The organism is Frankia sp. BMG5.60 (assembly GCF_059428125.1).
The window spans coordinates 2,337,687-2,355,060 of record NZ_CM182091.1 but is presented as its reverse complement, the minus strand read 5'-3'; the positions used below and the strand labels follow the sequence as shown (position 1 = coordinate 2,355,060).

The 17,374-nt window shown below is 74.8% G+C and carries 14 protein-coding genes; 13 read left to right on the top strand and 1 reads right to left on the bottom strand.

All coding sequences use genetic code 11. From position 1 onward, the window contains the following. The first annotated feature begins 9 nt into the window (after positions 1–9). The 10 genes from AC5R91_RS09430 (at position 10) to AC5R91_RS09385 (ending at position 11,132) form a co-directional block, all read left to right on the top strand. The gene (locus AC5R91_RS09430) at positions 10–2,496 is read left to right on the top strand and encodes a sugar phosphate nucleotidyltransferase (protein ID WP_495397927.1); all 2,487 of its coding nucleotides are present in this window, start codon (positions 10–12) and stop codon (positions 2,494–2,496) included. A gap of 144 nt (positions 2,497–2,640) precedes the next feature. Continuing rightward, entirely contained in the window at positions 2,641–3,669 is a 1,029-nt protein-coding gene (locus AC5R91_RS09425; RefSeq protein WP_495396765.1) for a DUF881 domain-containing protein, read from the top strand. Further along, the gene (locus AC5R91_RS09420) at positions 3,666–3,998 is read left to right on the top strand and encodes a DUF1290 domain-containing protein (RefSeq protein ID WP_044883652.1); all 333 of its coding nucleotides are present in this window, start codon (positions 3,666–3,668) and stop codon (positions 3,996–3,998) included. The genes AC5R91_RS09425 and AC5R91_RS09420 overlap by 4 nt, the downstream gene beginning before the upstream one ends. A 2-nt stretch (positions 3,999–4,000) precedes the next feature. Then, positions 4,001–5,179: a DUF881 domain-containing protein gene (locus AC5R91_RS09415; protein WP_495396764.1), complete on the top strand. Its 1,179-nt coding sequence runs from the start codon at positions 4,001–4,003 to the stop codon at positions 5,177–5,179. A gap of 96 nt (positions 5,180–5,275) precedes the next feature. Further along, positions 5,276–5,656 (top strand): glycine cleavage system protein GcvH, encoded by a 381-nt coding sequence (gene gcvH / locus AC5R91_RS09410; protein ID WP_495396763.1) that lies wholly within the window; start codon positions 5,276–5,278, stop codon positions 5,654–5,656. A 295-nt stretch (positions 5,657–5,951) separates the two neighbouring features. Further along, positions 5,952–6,497 (top strand): FHA domain-containing protein, encoded by a 546-nt coding sequence (locus tag AC5R91_RS09405; RefSeq protein WP_009739506.1) that lies wholly within the window; start codon positions 5,952–5,954, stop codon positions 6,495–6,497. Positions 6,498–6,513: 16 nt separating this feature from the next. Further along, entirely contained in the window at positions 6,514–7,287 is a 774-nt protein-coding gene (gene ftsR, locus AC5R91_RS09400) for a transcriptional regulator FtsR (RefSeq protein WP_495396762.1), read from the top strand. Between the two features lie 158 nt (positions 7,288–7,445). After that, positions 7,446–7,931 carry a bifunctional nuclease family protein gene (locus AC5R91_RS09395; protein WP_009739504.1) on the top strand — a complete coding sequence of 162 codons (486 nt, stop codon included), beginning with the start codon at positions 7,446–7,448 and terminating at the stop codon, positions 7,929–7,931. A 1,032-nt stretch (positions 7,932–8,963) separates the two neighbouring features. Then, positions 8,964–9,503: a MerR family transcriptional regulator gene (locus AC5R91_RS09390; protein WP_041939095.1), complete on the top strand. Its 540-nt coding sequence runs from the start codon at positions 8,964–8,966 to the stop codon at positions 9,501–9,503. Between the two features lie 354 nt (positions 9,504–9,857). Continuing rightward, entirely contained in the window at positions 9,858–11,132 is a 1,275-nt protein-coding gene (locus tag AC5R91_RS09385) for an ATP-binding cassette domain-containing protein (protein WP_495396761.1), read from the top strand. Positions 11,133–11,156: 24 nt separating this feature from the next. Here AC5R91_RS09385 and AC5R91_RS09380 read toward each other — a convergent pair whose 3' ends face one another. Further along, positions 11,157–11,774, bottom strand: a complete 618-nt coding sequence (locus AC5R91_RS09380) for a phosphatase domain-containing protein (protein WP_495396760.1) — start codon at positions 11,772–11,774, stop codon at positions 11,157–11,159. Positions 11,775–12,458: 684 nt separating this feature from the next. Between AC5R91_RS09380 and AC5R91_RS09375 the strand changes: the two genes are divergently transcribed. The 3 genes from AC5R91_RS09375 to AC5R91_RS09365 all read left to right on the top strand — a co-directional run bounded on the left by AC5R91_RS09375 (position 12,459) and on the right by AC5R91_RS09365 (position 17,154). Continuing rightward, positions 12,459–15,548 carry an FtsK/SpoIIIE domain-containing protein gene (locus tag AC5R91_RS09375; protein WP_495396759.1) on the top strand — a complete coding sequence of 1,030 codons (3,090 nt, stop codon included), beginning with the start codon at positions 12,459–12,461 and terminating at the stop codon, positions 15,546–15,548. 109 nt (positions 15,549–15,657) lie between these two features. Beyond that, positions 15,658–16,884, top strand: coding sequence for a hypothetical protein (locus tag AC5R91_RS09370; RefSeq protein WP_495396758.1), 1,227 nt, complete (start codon positions 15,658–15,660; stop codon positions 16,882–16,884). A gap of 6 nt (positions 16,885–16,890) precedes the next feature. Continuing rightward, a complete protein-coding gene (locus AC5R91_RS09365) occupies positions 16,891–17,154 on the top strand; it encodes a hypothetical protein (protein WP_009739496.1) in 264 nt (87 codons plus the stop codon). Positions 17,155–17,374: the final 220 nt, after the last annotated feature.

Below are 17,374 nucleotides of genomic sequence, written 5' to 3'. Positions count from 1 at the left end.
GCCGTCGTCATGGCGGGCGGCGAGGGCACCCGGCTGCGTCCGCTGACCGCCAACCTGCCCAAGCCGCTGCTGCCCGTCGTCAACAGGCCGATCATGGAGCATGTGCTGCGGCTGCTCAAGCGGCACGGCTTCGACGAGACGGTCGTGACGGTCCAGTTCCTGGCCTCGATGATCCGCAACTACTTCGGCGCCGGCGACGAACTCGGCATGCACCTGTCGTACGCCACCGAGACGACCCCGCTGGGCACCGCCGGCAGCGTCAAGAACGCCGAGGACGCCCTGCGCGACGAGGCGTTCCTCGTCATCAGCGGGGACGCGCTGACCGACATCGACCTCACCGACCTCGTCGCCTTCCACCGCCGCCAGGGCGCGCTCGTCACCGTGGCGCTCAAGTCGGTGCCCGACCCGCTGGAGTTCGGCATCGTCATCACCGGCGAGGACGGGCGCATCCAGCGCTTCCTGGAGAAGCCGACCTGGGGGCAGGTCTTCTCCGACACGGTCAACACCGGGATCTACGTGATGGAACCCGAGGTCCTCGCGCACGTGCCGCCCGGCGAGGCGGTCGACTGGTCCGGCGACGTCTTCCCCCGCCTCGTCGAAGCCGGCGCGCCGGTGTTCGGCTACGTCGCGGCCGGCTACTGGGAGGACGTCGGCACCATCGCGAGCTTCCTGCGCGCCCAGGCCGACGTGCTCAACCGGCAGGTCGACGTGGAGATCGACGGTTTCGAGGTCTCGCCCGGCGTGTGGGTCGGCGAGGACGCCGAGGTGCATCCCGACGCCATCCTCAAGGGCCCGCTCGTCGTCGGTGACTACAGCAAGGTGGAGGCCGGTGCCGAGCTGCGGGAGTTCACCGTGCTCGGCAGCAACGTCCTGGTCAAGAGCGGTGCCTTCCTGCACCGGGCGATCGTCCAGGACAACGCGCTGATCGGCCCGCAGACCAACCTGCGCGGCTGCGTCATCGGCAAGAGCACCGACGTGCTGCGGGCGGCCCGGATCGAGGAGGGTGCCGTCATCGGCGACGAGTGCGTCGTGCGGGAGGAGGCGTTCGTCTCCCACGACGTGAAGGTCTACCCGTTCAAGACGATCGAGGCCGGCGCGGTCGTCAACACCTCGGTCATCTGGGAGTCCCGCGGGCAGCGCTCCCTGTTCGGCCCGCGCGGCGTGTCCGGCCTGATCAACGCCGAGATCACCCCCGAGCTCGTCGTCCGCATCGCCGGCGCCTACGCCACCACCCTGAAGAAGGGCGCCACCGTCACCACCGCGCGCGACGGTTCCCGGGCCGCCCGCGCCCTCAAACGGGCCGTCATCAGCGCGCTGACCGCCGGGGCCATCAACATCCGCGACCTCGAGGTGTCGCCGATGCCGGTCACCCGGTTCGACGTCCGCTCCTCCAACGCGGCCGGTGGGATCATGGTGCGCACCGCCCCGGGCGACCCCGAACGCATCGACATCCTCTTCCTCGACGCCGACGGCGACGACCTGTCCCCGGCCGCCCAGCGCAAGCTCGACCGGGTCTTCTCCCGGCAGGACTTCCGCCGCGCCTTCCCCGGCGAGATCGGCGACCTGCGCTTCCCCGCCCGCACCCTGGACCTCTACATCCAGGACCTGCTCGACCGCGTCGACACCACCGGCCTCGCCGAGGCGGACCTGAAGATCGTCGTCGATCCGTCCGGCGGCTCCGCCTCGCTCGTGCTGCCCACCCTGCTCGGCCGGCTCGGCGTCGACGTGCTGACCGTCAACGGGCGGGTCGACGAGATCATCCCGGCCCACAGCGCCGCCGACGACCTGCGGGCGACCGACCGGCTCGGCGCCCTGGTCGCCAGCTCCGGCGCGGCCTTCGGGGTGCGCTTCGACCACGTCGGCGAGCGCATCGCCATCGTCGACGAGCGCGGCGACCTCATCGACGACGACCGGGCGCTGCTGGTCTTCCTCGACCTCGTCGCCGCCGAGAACCGGGGCGCCGAGGTCGCCCTGCCCGTCACCACCACCCGGGTGGCCGACCAGGTGACCCACTTCCACGGGCTGACCGTGCGCCGGACCTCCCTGTCGGCGGCGGCGCTGACCCGTGTCGCCCGCGAGGAGGGCGTCGTCTTCGCCGCCGACGGCCGGGGCGGCTTCGTCGTCGGCGAGTTCGCCCCCGCCATCGACGGGCTCGCGGCGTTCGTGAAGCTGCTGACCCTCGTCGCGCGGACCCGGCTGACGCTGTCCGCCATCGACGCCCGGATCCCGTCCATCGCCATCCTGCGCCGCTCCGTGCCCACCCCGTGGGCGGCCAAGGGCACGGTCATGCGCCGCATCGTGGAGTCCGTCGATCCGGACGCCGGCCAGACCCTCGACACCACCGACGGGGTGCGCATCGTCTCCCCCGACGGCTCCTGGGTGCTGGTGCTGCCCGATCCGAGCGAGGCGGTCACGCACCTGTGGGCCGAGGGGGCCGACCTGAGCGAGGCCCACCAGCTCCTGCGCCACTGGGCCGAAGTGGTCGAGGCGCCGTAGCCGCCCTCCCCTCGGCGCGTCTGCGTAATCGATCCGTTACTGATGGCTGGCCTGGCGAGTCGAGAGGTTTCCCGGCCGGCCACGGCGCGCGCGGTGGCACCGCGGTCGGCGGCGGCGAGCTCCCGGTCGGTCAGAATGCCGAATGTGCGGGATCGGACCGGATGGCCATGGCGAGGGGCGAATTGCCCCGCCGGTCGACCCGGGACGCCCGCGGCGCGCGACCTGCTCGGGGCACTGGAGCCCCTGCCCGCGGAGCTCGCCGAACTCCTCGACCGCCCACTCCCGCGATCCACCGACGTGCCGGCCCGTGACGTGCCGGCCCGTGACGTGCCGCCTGGCGACGTGCCGGCCCGGGAGGTGCCGGCTCGCGCGCGCCGGGTGGCGGGGCGCTGGGGGTGGCGGCGGGCCCTGGCGCTGGCCCTGGTGTTGGCCGTGCTCGGCGGTGTGATCGCGCTCGGGGCGCGGCGTGCCGCCGTCACCGCCGACGCCCGAGACCGGCTCGCGGTGACCCTGCGCGCGCAGGTCGCCGAGCGCTCCGTGGCCCTGGCGGGCACCGAGGACCGGGTCGGGCGGCTGCGGTCGCAGCTCGCGGTGACCCGGGAACAGCGCCGCCGCGCCGAGCGCGACCGGGCCCGTGCCGTCGCGGACGTCGCGGCGCTCGGTCCCGTGACGGGCTCGGCCGCCGTGACGGGGCCCGGCGTGCGGATCACCCTCACCGACCGGCTGGCCGGCGGCTCCGGCTCCGCCGACCCCCGGGTGGCGGCGTCCGGCACCCCCCGCCCGCGCCAGACCGGGCCGACGGCCGCCCCGGGCGTGACCGCTCCGGAACGCATCCAGGATCACGATCTCGCCGACCTCGTGAACGTGCTGTGGATTTCCGGGGCCGAGGCGATCGCGATCAACGGGGTGCGGCTGACGGCGCTCAGCGCGATCCGGTCGGCGGGGGACCTCGTGCTGATCAATTTCGTCCCGGTGCTTGCGCCTTATGCGGTCGAGGCCGTCGGTGATCCGCTTCGGCTGGTGCGGCGGGTGGAGCAGTCGGCGGTGGTCGACCGGCTGCGCCACCGTCCCGGTTCCCCCGTGACCTCCCTGACGGCGTCCGCCGCCGCGTCCCTGACCCTGCCCGCGGCGCCGTCACCGGTGCTGCGCCATGCCCGACGGAGCGGATCATGATTCCCCTGCTGGCCCTCGTGCTGGGTGTGGTGGCCGGACTGCTGCTGGGACCGAGCGCTCCGGACTGGCTGGACCCGTACCTGCCGGTCGCGGTCGTCGCGGCGGTCGACGCCGCCCTCGGCGCCGCGCGGTCGCTCGTCGAGCGGACGTTCGACGACCGCGAGTTCATCGTCTCGTTCGCCTCCAACGTGGTGATCGCCGTCCTGCTCGTGCTGCTCGGCGACCTGATCGGCCTCGGCGGTGCGCTGTCGACGGCAGTCGTCGTCGTGCTGGGCATCCGGATCTTCACGACCGCGACGGTCCTGCGCCGCGCGCTGATCAGGCTCTGACGATGACGGCGAGCGCGGCGCGGCCCCCCCGGCCCGAGCCTGCCGGCGAATCCCCGGCCGAGCCGGTTGCCGGCGCGGACCCGGCGCCGCCGACGGCCGGCGAGCCGGACGCCCCACAACCGGCCGTCCCGGAGCCCGCCGTCCCACAACCGGCCGTCCCGGAGCCCGCCGTCCCGGAGCCCGCCGGCACGGACCCGGCGCCGCCGACGGCCGTGCCGGGATCGGCCGTGCCGGGATCGGCCGTGCCGGGATCGGCCGATCCGGAGGCGGCTGACGACGGTGGGGACGGCGTCCAGCGGGTCGGGGGCGAGGGGAAGCCTGCGGTCGGCGGTGCGGTCGCCCAGGGCGCGCAGGTCGTTGCGGGTGAGCCGGGCACCGGGGACGTGGCCGGGGCGACGGCTCCCGCGCGGCCCGGGGCGGGAACGGGGCCGGTGAGGATGCGGCTGAGCCGGGCGGTGACCCTCGTCCTGCTGGCCGCGCTCGGTTTCGGCGGGGTCGTCGCGGCGCGTTCGGCGGACCCGTCGTTCTCCCTGGCCACGGCCCGCCCGGACGAGCTCGCCGCCAGCCTCGGCGCGATCGGCGCGGAGGACCGGGCGCTCGCGTCGCAGGAGGGGCGCCTGCGCCGGGAGGCGGGCGGCACGGGCGGCACGGCCGGGGCGGGATCGCCGGGGGTGTCGCCGGCACCGGGCGGGGCGTCGGGGCCGGCCGGCGGGCGGGGCGCCGCGTCGGGCGGCGGGGCGGACGCCGAGCGCGCCCGGGCCGACGAGCTGGCGATCCTGGCCGGAACGGTGCCGGTCGACGGGCCCGGGCTGGAGCTGACCATCCGGGACCCGCACCGGGCGATCGACGCCTCGGTGCTCGTCGATGCGCTGCAGGAACTGCGCGACGCGGGCGCGGAGGCCATCGAGATCGCCGGGGTGCGGGCGGTCGTGTCGACCTACGTCGCCGACGAGCCGGGGCACGGGCTGATCGTGGACGGGACGTCGGTCGCCGCGCCGTACGTCCTGCGGGTGGTCGGCGATGCCCACACCCTCGACCAGGCGCTGCGGATCCCGGGTGGGGTGCTCGATACGGTAGCGGCGCGGGACGGGGCGCAGGCCAGCGTCCGGACCTTCGGACACCTCGAGATCCGTGCGCTGCGGCCCGAGCCCAGTCCCCGCTACGCTCGCCCGGCCGGATAGCTCCGCCGCCGCGCGGGTCGCCTGGCGACGGGGCTGGAACGACGGCTCCCGCCGGCGCTGGTCGGAGCGATGCGGATCAAGGGGAGGCGATCTCCGGTGTACCCGGACGACCTGAAGTACACCCGTGAGCACGAGTGGATCCGGCTCACCGGGAGCACGGCCCGGGTGGGCATCACGTCCTACGCGCAGGAGGCGCTGGGCGACATCGTGTTCGTGCAGCTGCCCGACGTCGGCACCACCGCCGCGGCGGGGGAGCCCTTCGGCGAGGTCGAGTCGACCAAGAGCGTGTCGGAGATCTACGCCCCGGTCGCCGGCGAGATCACCGCCTGCAACGAGGCGTTGGTGAGCGCACCCGAACTGATCAACTCCGATCCGTACGGGGACGGCTGGCTGGTCGAGTTCACGTTCTCGGGCGTGGACTCCCTCGAGGGCCTGCTCGACGCCGGCGAGTACGCGGAGCATGTGAAGGAGCACTGACGGTACCTGGCTGCGTCCCGATGGCGGGCGGTGGGTGACGCCACGCCGAACAACACGGGTCGCACCCTTTTCACGAGCGTGCCCCCGATGCACTAGCCTCGGGGTGCACCGGGGCACGGTCGTGGACGGCCCAGCCGTCGGCATGTGATCATCCCGGTGGTGGGGGTGGGCTGAGGACGTCTGGCTACCACCATCGCAAGTGCTGGTAGAGACGTTCCCGCCGCCTGTCCGGCGGCGGCCGAGGCGGCTGGCGAACCTCGCTCACGCGGGGTCCCGGCAGGAAGCGGACGCGACTGTGTTCTGCACGAGGTGCGGACAGCAGAACCCGTCCGACGCGCTGTATTGCGCGCGGTGCGGGTCCCCTCTGGTACGTCCGGGTGAGCCCGTGGCGCCGGAGCGGCCCGCCGAACAGACATCGACGTTGAACCTGGCCGCCGCGCTCTCCGGGATCGAGGGCGATCACGTCGACGAGTCGACGGAACGGGACGCCGTCGCCGCGGTCGACGCGTTGCCGCCGGGCTCGGCGCTGCTGGTCGTCAAACGCGGACCGAACGCCGGCAGCCGGTTCCTGCTGGACGCGGACATGACCACCGTCGGGCGCCATCCCGAGAGCGACATCTTCCTCGACGACGTCACCGTCTCGCGCCGGCACGCGGAGTTCCACCGCTCGCCCTACACCAAGGGCTTCTCGGTGCGCGACGTCGGCAGCCTCAACGGCACGTACCTCAACCGGGAGCGCATCGACTCCGCTGAGCTGACCAGCGGCGACGAGGTGCAGATCGGGAAGTTCCGACTGGTGTTCCTGACCGGGGCGAGCTACGGGGGGTCAGCGGCGCGGTGAGCGGGAGGGACCCACGGTGAGCGGCTTCGCTGCGGCGTCGCCGGCCCCGCGCCCGAACGGGCCCGGTCGGGACCGGGCCGGTTCGGGCGCGAAGGTGCTCAACATCGGCCAGGTCCTGGAGCGGTTGCGGGCCGACTTCGCCGACATCACGCTGTCGAAGATCCGCTACCTCGAGGCGGAGGGGCTCGTCGAGCCGGCTCGCACGAGCGCGAACTACCGCAAGTACTCGGCCGACGACGTGGCCCGGCTCCGTTACGTCCTGCACGCGCAGCGGGAGCGATTCCTCCCGCTACGCGTGATCAAGGAGGAGCTGGCCTCCCTCGACCGCGGGGAGACGCCGGTGCACCGGCCCGGTCCCCGCGCGGTGCCCCCGCATCCGGCTCCTGCCGGCCTGGACGCGATCCTGGGGGAGGAAAGGGTCAGGATGTCTCGCCGGGAGCTCCTGACGGCCGTGGGGCTCGACGAGGAGGAACTCGCGGACCTGGAGCGCCACGGCCTGGTCGCCCCGATCGCGGGCGGCGGGTACTACGACTCCGACGCCCTGCTCGTCGCGCGCACGGTCGCGCTGCTCGCCGGGCACGGTGTCCAGGCCAGGCATCTGCGGGCCGCCCGAACGGTCGCCGATCGTGAGGCTGGTCTCATCGAGGCCGCCACCGCCCCGTTGCGGGGCCAGCGTGGCTCGGACAACGCCGGGCGGCAGGCGGAGACCGCCGATGAGCTGGCGGCCTTGCTGGTCCGGCTGCATGCGGCCCTGCTGCGGTCCCGGCTGGCGGCCGGTCGGTCGAGCTGACCGGGTGATCGGGGCCGAGGCGGAAGTGCCCTGCCGGGCAGCGGAACCGGTGGGCGCGCTGACGCCGGGCGGATGCGGGGATACTGTCTCCCCTGTGGGGTTTTCTGGCTCCGGTCACAACATCCCGCCCTGCCCCACCTGCGCGAGGAGGTAGATCGGTGCATCGGCTGGACATCGTCGGCGTGCGAGTCGAGCTTCCGTCGAAGCAGCCGATCGTCCTGCTCAAGGAGGTGGGCGGTGAGCGGTATCTGCCCATCTGGATCGGCGCCGTCGAGGCAACCGCGATCGCCTTCGCCCAGGAGGGCATCACGACGGCTCGACCCATGACCCATGACCTGATGCGGGACGTGCTGCGGGCGCTGCAGACGGACCTGACCCGGGTGACGATCACGGACCTGCAGGACGGCGTCTTCTTCGCCACCCTCGTGTTCGGCAACGGGGTGGAGGTCTCCGCCCGTCCGTCCGACGCGATCGCACTGGCGATGCGGATGGGGGCGCCGGTCTACGGCGTCGAGGCCGTCCTGGCGGAGGCCGGGATCACGGTCCCCGAGGAGCAGGAGCAGGAACAGGAGAGCGAGCTGGAGAAGTTCCGGGAGTTCCTGGACACGATCTCTCCCGAGGACTTCAACACTCCCGGCTCCTGAGCCTGCATCCGCCCCGCAGCGACGAGCCGCCGCGGGGCTGCGTCGACGCGCGCCCGGTCGTCCTCGTCGGTGCCCGCCCGCTGCAGCTTGTGCGCCCGGTGGCGTTGGTGCACCCGGTGGCGTTGGTGCACCCCGTGCGGCCTGTGCGCGTCCCGCGTGTGCCGCGCCGGCCAGCCCGGCCGCCCTTCACCTGCTCTTTCGGCGGCTTCACGGCGGCCCGTGTGGCCCGAACCGGGTGCCCCGTAGTGGGGATGGGGGCGCGCGCCGCACCCCGTTCGCGGGCCCATCGCACCCCGTCCGCGGGCCCCCCGCCCTGGAGCGGGTGTGGTCCGGGTCGGGCCGGCCGACGGGCTCCTTTCCCTGGCCTGGCGGGCTTCGCCGGCCCTCTTCGCCGCGCGGGCGGGCCCACCGTGGGACGAGTCCCGCCATGACCGCTCCGATGCGATTCCTTTTTGTCCGATCTGGCCCGCGATGTCCGCTGGACTACGGACACGCCGGCTTAGATCATTGAAGGAACCGCGCGTCGCTCCTACGGTCGGAGGAACCCGATCCCGGAGCTCGTGGCCGCCCGTGCCCGTGGTGGACGCGTCAGCGGACGAACGTGCTCCGGCTCTGACCCTTGCCGGGGAGGTGGTGACGGCGGGCCGTGCCCGGACCTGTGGACCCGTGTCGCGGGTGGTCGGGGCGCGTGGGCCGCGCGCGTCTCGTGCCGGTCGGCGGACAGCGCCGGCCGGTGGACCTGCCGGCCGGTGGACCTGCCGGTCGGTCTGACCCTGCCGGCCGGTGCGCGTTGGCCGGTCGGGGGTTGCGTCGCCGGTCGGCGCCCTGCCGGCCCGGTCGGTCGCGTGCCGGCGGGCCGGGGCTGTGCCGGTGAAGGCCGGTGGCGTCCGGCCGGGACGATCCGGACGTGGCCGTGGAAGTGACTCGACCGGGCTGGGTGTCCGGGATGGCGGGACCGGGTGACCGGCCGCCGGGACCGACCCGGATCGATCCGGAGGATGGGGCTGGCATGGCGGCGAAGTGCGTACGACGATGATCGAACAGGGTCAGCTCTTTCCGGACGAGATCCCCGAACCTCCTGGGGACGACGTCGGATACCGCGGGCCGACAGCATGTGCCGCGGCGGGCATCACCTACCGCCAGCTCGATTACTGGGCGCGGACCGGTCTGGTCGTCCCCAGCGTCCGCGGCGCGTCCGGCTCGGGCAGCCAGCGGCTGTACTCCTTTCGGGACGTCCTCGTCCTGCGGGTCGTCCGCAAGCTGCTGGAAGCGGGCGTCTCGCTGCAGAACATCCGGGTCGCCGTGGAGCACCTGCGCACCCGGGGAGTGGACGACCTGGCCCAGCTCACCCTGATCAGCGACGGCTCGACCGTCTATGAGTGCACCTCGGACGACCAGGTGATCGATCTGGTTCGCGGTGGCCAGGGGGTGTTCGCGATCGCGGTCGGCCGGGCCCTGCGCGACATGCGCGGCCAGCTCGCCGAGCTGCCCTGCGAGCGCCCCGGCCAGCCGCCCGCCACCCACCCAGGCGACGAGCTCGCCAGCCGGCGCACCCGGCGCAGCAGCGCCTGAGCTGCGCAGGTCTGCCTGAGCTGCGCAGGTCTGCCTGAGCCGCGCAGGTCTGCCTGAGCCGCGCAGCCGCCGGGCGCCCCGGAACGCCGCGACTCGGTTCTCCGCAGGATTCCGGGCCCGGGCCGCTGCCCGGATTCGCCTGGCCGGAGCGACTGCTGGACGTCAATCGCAGTTCTTCCGGACCGGCAATGGCTTCCGGGATTTCCGGGCCGCTGATTCTGCCGGTATTTCGGCGGGTTTTTAGTGGCTTGTCGTCGAGGGCGGGCCGGGGCGCCGCCTGGCGGCAGGAGTTTGGCCGGGGCTGGGCCCGGAGAATCACTGGAACTGTCGGTGGGGTGGCATACGGTCCGCGGTGTGGCAGACGAACCCGCGGTCTTCGCCGAAGGCCTGCAGAAGAGCTACCGGGGCAAACGGGCGCTGGCCGGGCTGGACCTGCGGGTCGCCCCGGGCACGGTCCATGGAGTGCTCGGTCCCAACGGCGCAGGCAAGACGACGGCGGTCCGCATCCTGTCGACGCTGCTTCGCCCGGACGGCGGCCGGGCGCGGGTACTCGGGGTCGACGTCGTGCGCGAGGCCGACGTGCTGCGGGCTCGCATCGGGCTGACCGGCCAGTACGCCGCGGTCGACGAGCGGCTCACGGGTCTGGAGAACCTGGAGATGTTCGGCCGGCTCTACCGGCTGCGGGCCGGCGTCGCCCGGGCCCGCGCCCGGGAGCTGCTCGACCGGTTCGACCTGGCCGACGCCGCCGGCCGGCAGACGCGTACCTATTCGGGCGGGATGCGCCGCCGGCTCGACCTCGCCGCCAGCCTCGTCATCAACCCGCCGGTGCTGTTCCTCGACGAGCCCACCAGCGGCCTGGACCCGCGCAGCCGGGCGGCCATGTGGCGGGTGGTGGAGGACCTGGTCCGCGGCGGCACGACGGTGTTGCTCACGACGCAGTACCTGGAGGAGGCCGATCGGCTCGCCGACAGGATCTCGGTGATCGATGGTGGCCGGGTCATCGCGGAGGGCACGGTCGACGAGCTGAAGGCGCGGATCGGGGGGAGCCGGCTCGACCTCGTCCTCGCCGGGGACGATCCCGCCCAGGTCGAGGCGGCCCGGGAGGACCGCCAGCGCGGCCTGATGGACCGGTTCCGGTCGCTGCCGATGACCCGCTCGGCGCTGCTCACCGGCCGAACCCTGTCCGACCTGCTGCGCAACGCCTTCATCATTGTGATCATGCTGGTGGTCGGGCTGGCGGTCGGGTTCCGGTTCGGCGACACGACCGTGCCCGCCGTGCTCGCCGGGTTCGGGCTGATCCTGCTGTTCTCCTACGCGTTCTGCTGGCTGTCCGCGGTGATCGGCCTGTCGGTGAGAAGCGCCGAGGCGGCCCAGTCGGGGGGCTTCGTCTGGATCTTTCCGCTGGTCTTCGCGAGTTCCGCCTTCGCACCGGTCGCGACGATGCCGGGCTGGCTGCAGGCGTTCGCCCGCCACCAGCCGGTGTCGGTGACCATCGACGCCGTCCGGTCGTTGTTCCTCGGCGGCCCGGTGTCCTCGTCGTTGCTGCAGTCCCTTGCCTGGTGCCTGGGCCTGCTGGCGGTGTTCGCGCCGCTCGCCGTCGGGATCTACCGCAGATCGGCGTCGGGCTGAGCCGCGGGCCGTGCCCCCCATGGTTCAGGTGCGGCCCTCGGACTCCTGGGCGTTGCCCAGGGTGGACTCGTAGGCGAGCCACTCGGCCCGCAGCACCGGCCAGCCGTCGGCGCGCAGCAGGTCCACCACGGCGGGGTCGTCGTCGACCACGACGGCGACCTGTCGTCGCGCGCCGAGCTGGCGCAGCTCGGCGCGCTTGAACACCCGGGCCGGCCGGCGGTCGTCGTCGGGGCGCATCCGCAGCTCCCCCAGGGGCAGGCCCTGCTCGCCCAGCCAGCGCCAGGTCGCCGCGCGCGACCGTTCCGGCCGGCCGGTCAGCCACACCACCTCGTGGTCGCGGGCGAGCCGGTGGACCAGCTCCACCCCCTCGGCCAGCGGCGGGTCCGCCGGCGCCGCGGCGAAGAACGCCTCCCAGTCGCCGGGTCTGGCCCGCAGGAACCGCAGCCGGTGACGGACGTCGGCCACCACCCCGTCCACGTCGATGACAGCGAGGGGCCGCTGCTCCGGCACCATCGGCTCCCCCCGACCCCCGGCGCTCACCGGGGCGGGATCGGCCGGGCCGCCGGGCGGCGAGCCGCCCGCCGTACCGCCGGTCCGGTCGGCCGTGCCGGCGATACCCGCCGCTTCAGCCGCGTCCGTCACCTGGATCCCCTTCCCGCGTGGCCATCGACGCTGCGCGCCCCCACCGCCCGGCTCGTCGACGACCCGCCGGGAACGCTGCCCTCGCCCGGCCATTGAACACGCGACGGGTGCCGCATATCGGTCCCGGTCGTGCGCTGCCTGCCGGATCGCCTCGAACATCGCACCTTTCACCCCGCCGTGGGCGCCATCCCGTCATGGGCCCCACTCGTCATGGGCCCCGGCGGCCATGTCATGGTCATGGATCGCCGAAACCGGTTCGACGCCTCGCAGCGGTGTCGGGTGGCCCACACGCCGCGGCGCGCGGACCCCCGGCCGGCCGGGTCCGCGCTGGCTGCCGGGGGTGGTCCCGGCGTCGTCCGTGCGGTGGCGGCGGGTGTGATCCGGGTCCGAACGGCCACGTCGGCGCCGGGTGAGTCGCTAGCGTGGCCATGGTCAGCATCCGGTGCCGCTCGGTGACGGCGCCGCCCGTGCGGCCCCCCGGCGGGCACGCCGGTTCGGCCGGTCGGCGGGTTCTGGGATGTTTGCTCCCTTGGACGTGTCATGGTCGTCGGGGGAATTCCGCCGCCGGGTGCCCGACGCGGCGGCGGTCGTCCGGTGCGGTGCCGTGGCCCCGGCGCGGTGCCGGGGCCCCGGTGTGGTGCCGAGGTCCCGGTGTGGTGCGGAGATGGTGTGGGGAGGTCGACGATGTCGGGTACCCGGCGGGCGCGCACGCTCGTGGCCGGTATTCAGTCCTCGCTGGGAGCGGCGCTGGCCCTCGCCGACCGGCTGGAGGAGCAGGCGGCCGAGCTCGAACGCGGCGGAGCGCCGACCACGGCGGCGCCGAGCGCCCCGGGCCGACCGGGCGCGGCGACCGGGTCGCACGGCGTCGACGCCGAGCTGGCGCAGGCCCGGATGATCGCCCGTAGCGGGGCCCGTGGCTTCGCCGGTGCCTCCTGGGCCGCTCCCGACTGGCGGCACGGCCCGTTCGGTGCCGTCCCCGCCGCGGGGGGCGGCGCGCGCAGCCGCTTCCGCCCGGGTCTGTGGCAGGTCGGGCAGGTCGTCATCCCGCCGGACGAACCTGGCGCGCCGCACAGCACGGTGCCGCTGGCCGTGCCGCTGCTCGACGGCCGCAACCTGCGGATCGAGACCACCCCGGCGCGGCGTGCCGCCGCGGTCGATCTCGTCCGCGGGCTGCTCACCCGGATCCTGGCCGCGGTGCCCGCCGGCCGGGTCCACCTCGTCGTCTACGACCCGCACGAGCTCGGCGCCAGTCTCGCGGGCTTCGCGCCGCTGCGGGCCGCCGGCGTCGCGTCGGCCACCATCACCACCCGGGCCCGGCTGGAGGAGCGCCTCGCCGAGCTGTCCGCCGAGGTGGGCCGGATCACCGTCGAGCGGCTCGCCGGCCGGTTCGACTCGCTGCGGGAACGCGAGGATGCCGGCCACGGCCGGCCGGAACCGTGGCTGCTGCTGGTGCTGCTCGGCGATCCGCGCCTGTACGAGGAGGGCGCCCGGTCGCTGGCGGCCGTCGCCGCGCAGGGGCCCGCCTGCGGCGTCCATGTCCTCTCCATCGTCCAGCTCGTCCCGCAGCCCCACCCGGGCGGCCTGGACGGGGGGGATGACCTCGACGACGTGACCCCGCCCGACCCCGACTCCGACGATCTCCGTCCGGACGAGGCGGCCGACTCGGTCGCCGAGGCGCTGCCGAACTCGGTGGTGTTCACCGCCGTCGAGCTGCTCGCCGACCGCCCGGACTGGCGTGGCGCGCAGCCCGGCCTGTGGCGCACCTCGCTGACCGGCCTGCTGGCCGTCCAGCTCGACCCGCCGCCGCCGCCGGATCTCGTCACCGCCGTCACGAAGCAGGTCGCCGACGCGGCCGCCCGCGAGGCGTCCCGCCCCCCCGGCATCGCCGAGCTGCTGCCGGGCGCCCTGTGGGAGTCCGACAGCGCCGCCGGGATCACCGTGCCCGTCGCGCAGGGTCCCGACGGCCCGGTGCAGCTCACCTTCGACGACGACACCGTCCACGCCCTCGTCGGTGGTCAGGCCGGCGCCGGCAAGTCGACTCTGCTGCTCGACATGGTCTACGGCATCGCCGCCCGCTACGCCCCCGACCAGGTCCGCTTCCACCTGCTGGACTTCAAGGAGGGCCTGGAGTTCGCCCAGTTCGCCGCCGGGGCCGCCGACCCGTTCTTCCTGCCGCACGCCGACACCGTCGGCATCGAGAGCGACCGTGAGTTCGGCGTCGCCGTCCTGCGCGCGGTCCGCGAGGACATGCGGCGGCGCTCGGTGGCGATGCGGGCCGTCGGCGCGCGGGACCTGCGGGGCCTGCGGGCCGCCGACCGCAGCTCCGCCTGGCCGCGGGTCATCGTCGTCGTGGACGAGTTCCAGGTGATGCTCACCCCGATGGACGGGATCGCCCGCGAGGGCGTCGCCCACCTGGAGGTCCTGGCCCGCCAGGGCCGCGCCTACGGCGTCCACCTGCTGCTGGCCAGCCAGACGCTGTCCGGCATCGACGCCCTCGACTCCACCGCCGGCAAGCGCGGGTCCATCTTCGGCCAGTTCGCGCTGCGGGTGGCGCTGCGCACCTCGATCTCGGAGTCGCGGGTCCTGCTGTCCACGGCGAACGAGGCCGCGGGCGCGCTGTCCGGCGTCGGCGAGGCGATCGTGAACCGGCGCAACGGCCATCCGGCCGGCAACGAGCTCGTCCGGGTCGCCTTCCCCGACCCGGTCGTGATCGCCCAGTTGCGGGACCGGCTGGCGACCACCACGGCGCGCAGCCTGCCGTCGGCGCCCCGGCCGCGGGTCTTCGTCGGCCATGCTCCGGCGATCCTCGACGACAACCCGGTCTACCGCGCGTTGGACGGGCGTCCGGCGCCGCCGGCGATCGAGTCCGCCGCCGCGCCGATCGGGGACGAGCCGCCGGCCGCGATCGGCGCGGACGCGCCCGCCGAATCGGTGCCCCTCGCCGTGGCGGCCGACCGGTCCGCGTGGCCCGCCCTCGCGATGCCCGCCCTCGCGATGCCCGCCGTGGAGTTGCCCGCCGTCGCGTTGCCCGGGGGCGACCCGCTCGCGCTGGTCGGGGTGCCCGTCGACCTCGCCCCGGCGGCGGTCGGGGTTCGCCTCGCCGCCTCGCCCGGGCGCCATCTCGCCGTGCTCGGCCCCCTGCGCCGGGAGGCGGTCGGCATGGTGCAGGCGGCGGCGGCCAGCGTCGCCGCCCAGTTGCCGGCCGGCGGCCTCGTGGCGGAGATCGTCGCCGCGGAGCCGACCGCGCTCGGCGCGGCGGAGATCCTCGCCCAGCGGATGCGGCGCTCCGGCCACCCCGTCCGGGTCGCCGACGTCACCGGGCTGCGCGCGGTGCTCGCCGCCGCCGCGGACGAGACCCGGGCGCGGGAGGAGGCGGCGCTCGCCGGCGCCGGCGGTCCGGCGCCGCCCCTGCGGCTGGTGGTGGTGTTCGCCATGGACGCCGGGCGGGCCGCTCTGGAGGTGCGTGATCCGGCGTCGCGCCGCACCGGCCTCGACGATCTGCGCACGGTCACCCGCCGCGGCCCGGCCACCCGCGTCCACCTGGTCGGCTGGTGGCGCGGGGTGTCCCGGATGGCGGAGGACCTCGGGCCGGTCAACAGGGACGACATCGCGGCGTGGGCGGCCGCGGGCGTGCCCGGCAGCGACCTGTTCGCCCTGGCGGGCCACCGCCCGGTGGCGGGCGGGACGATGCCGAACCGGGCGGTGCTCTTCGACCGGCACACCCAGTCCGAGCCGCGCACGGTGGTGCCGTTCGCGCCGATGGTGCGGGGGTAGGGCGGTGGCGATCGGGCAGGAAGATCCAGACGGCGCCGGATGGGTGGGTGCCCGCCGCGAGGCGGGGCCCGCCCGGCCGGCCGGAGTCGGGGGAGGACGGAGCGGGATGATGGCGGGAGCTGAGCCGTTGGACACCCCCGAGGCCTGGTCCATCGCCGGGTCGTGGCAGCGGGGCGCGACGGCGACGCCGGACGCGGCTGCGATCACGGCCGTCCCCGCTCCGGGCGGCCCGCCCGCCGGGGATCACGTCGTCGTGCCGGGCGGGCCGGCGGCCGCCGCCGATCCCGATCTCGATCTCGATCTCGGCCCCGACGATCCGCTGAAGGCGGCGATGCAGTACCGGAGGCTGCTCGGCGCCTCCGACGCCGCCCGCGCCCGCGCGGATCGGGATGCCTACCAGCGGCGCCAGGGCGGCCGCGCGCAGGCGCGCCGGCACCGTGAGGCCGCCGCCGACATCCGGGCCCGGGTCGAGAGCGTCTGGGCGCAGGTCGCCGAGCCGCTGGCCCAGTACGGGCTCACCGACCTCGATCAGCTCAGGCCGGCCGCCGCCGAGCCGGCCGCCGCGGTCGCGCTCACGAAGAAGTCCGCCCCGCGCCGCGGCGCCGACGCGCCGGCCCAGCGGCGGGCCGGTCGGCCGCTGGCGAGCTCCGGGCGGGACCTGCGCGGCGGGTCGGACGCCGGCCGCGCTGCCGGCCGCGAGGGCTGGTCAGGGAGTGCGGGCTGGTCAGGGAGTGCGAGCCGGTCCGGGCGTGAGGGCCGGTCCGGGCGTGAGGGCCGGTCCGGGCGTGAGGGCCGGTCGGGGCGTGAGGGCCGGTCGGGGCGCGGGGAGCTCGGCGTCGGCGGGCAGCCGGCGGCGGCCGCCCCGGTCGATCCGCGCACCGCCCCCCGCCAGGCCTACGACCTCTGCCTGGAAGCGATGAGCAAGGCCGCGGAGCTGCGGGCGGTCTCCAAGGCGGCCGGTTCGGCCTCCGCCGGGCTGATGACCGCGCTCGCCTGCCTGCTCAGCCTCGTGTTCGTGGGGGTGTTGCGGGTGTTCACCGAGGCGCCCGGGCTGCCCTGCATCATCGGCGCGGCGGTGCTCGCGGCGGCGTTGGTGGCCGTGGCGGCCGGCTCCGAAGGTGGGGTGAAGGCCGTGTTCCGGGCAGGCATGCTGGGAGCGGGCGCCGCCGCGGTGGCGGTGCTCGCCACGTTCCGGCTCGCGCCGATGGCCCCGGTCGACGTGGCCGCCGCGCTGCTCGCGCTCGCGGCCGCGGCCCGGTTCGGCCTCGGGCTCGGCTCGGGCACCGAGCAGGCGCCGGCGTCCGGCTCGCGGGCCAGTGGTTCCAGGAAGGGATGAGGACGGGTGTCAGGCACGATCGCCGACGTCAAGGCGCAGCTCGACGAGGCGTTCCGGCGCACCGAGGAGGTGGCCGGCCAGCTCGAGGGCGCGCTGAGCATGATCGAAGAGGCGCAGGCGATGGTGATCGCGGCGACCGACGGCAGCGAGCATCGTGCCGTCGAGCAGCTCACGAGCGCGCTCGTCGAGACACGTGACACATTGCAGATGTCGCTTGCCTCCCTGGGCTCGGCCGTGCAGGAGGTCCGGGACTACCGGGACGGCCTGTAGTCCACCTGTCGTGATCGTCGGCACACCCGATGTCGCCGGAGGCGGCCGAATCCCCACAATGGGGAGGAGTGCGGGTCACGGACGGATATCGCGCCGGTGGCAACAGTGACCAGATGAAGGTCTGGGTAACAACGCTTCAGGCGCCCCGCAACGCGGTGCATCCGAAAGCGGGGCTCACTACAGTCCGGATTGTCCCCGTGCGCCCGGGCTTCCGAGCGAT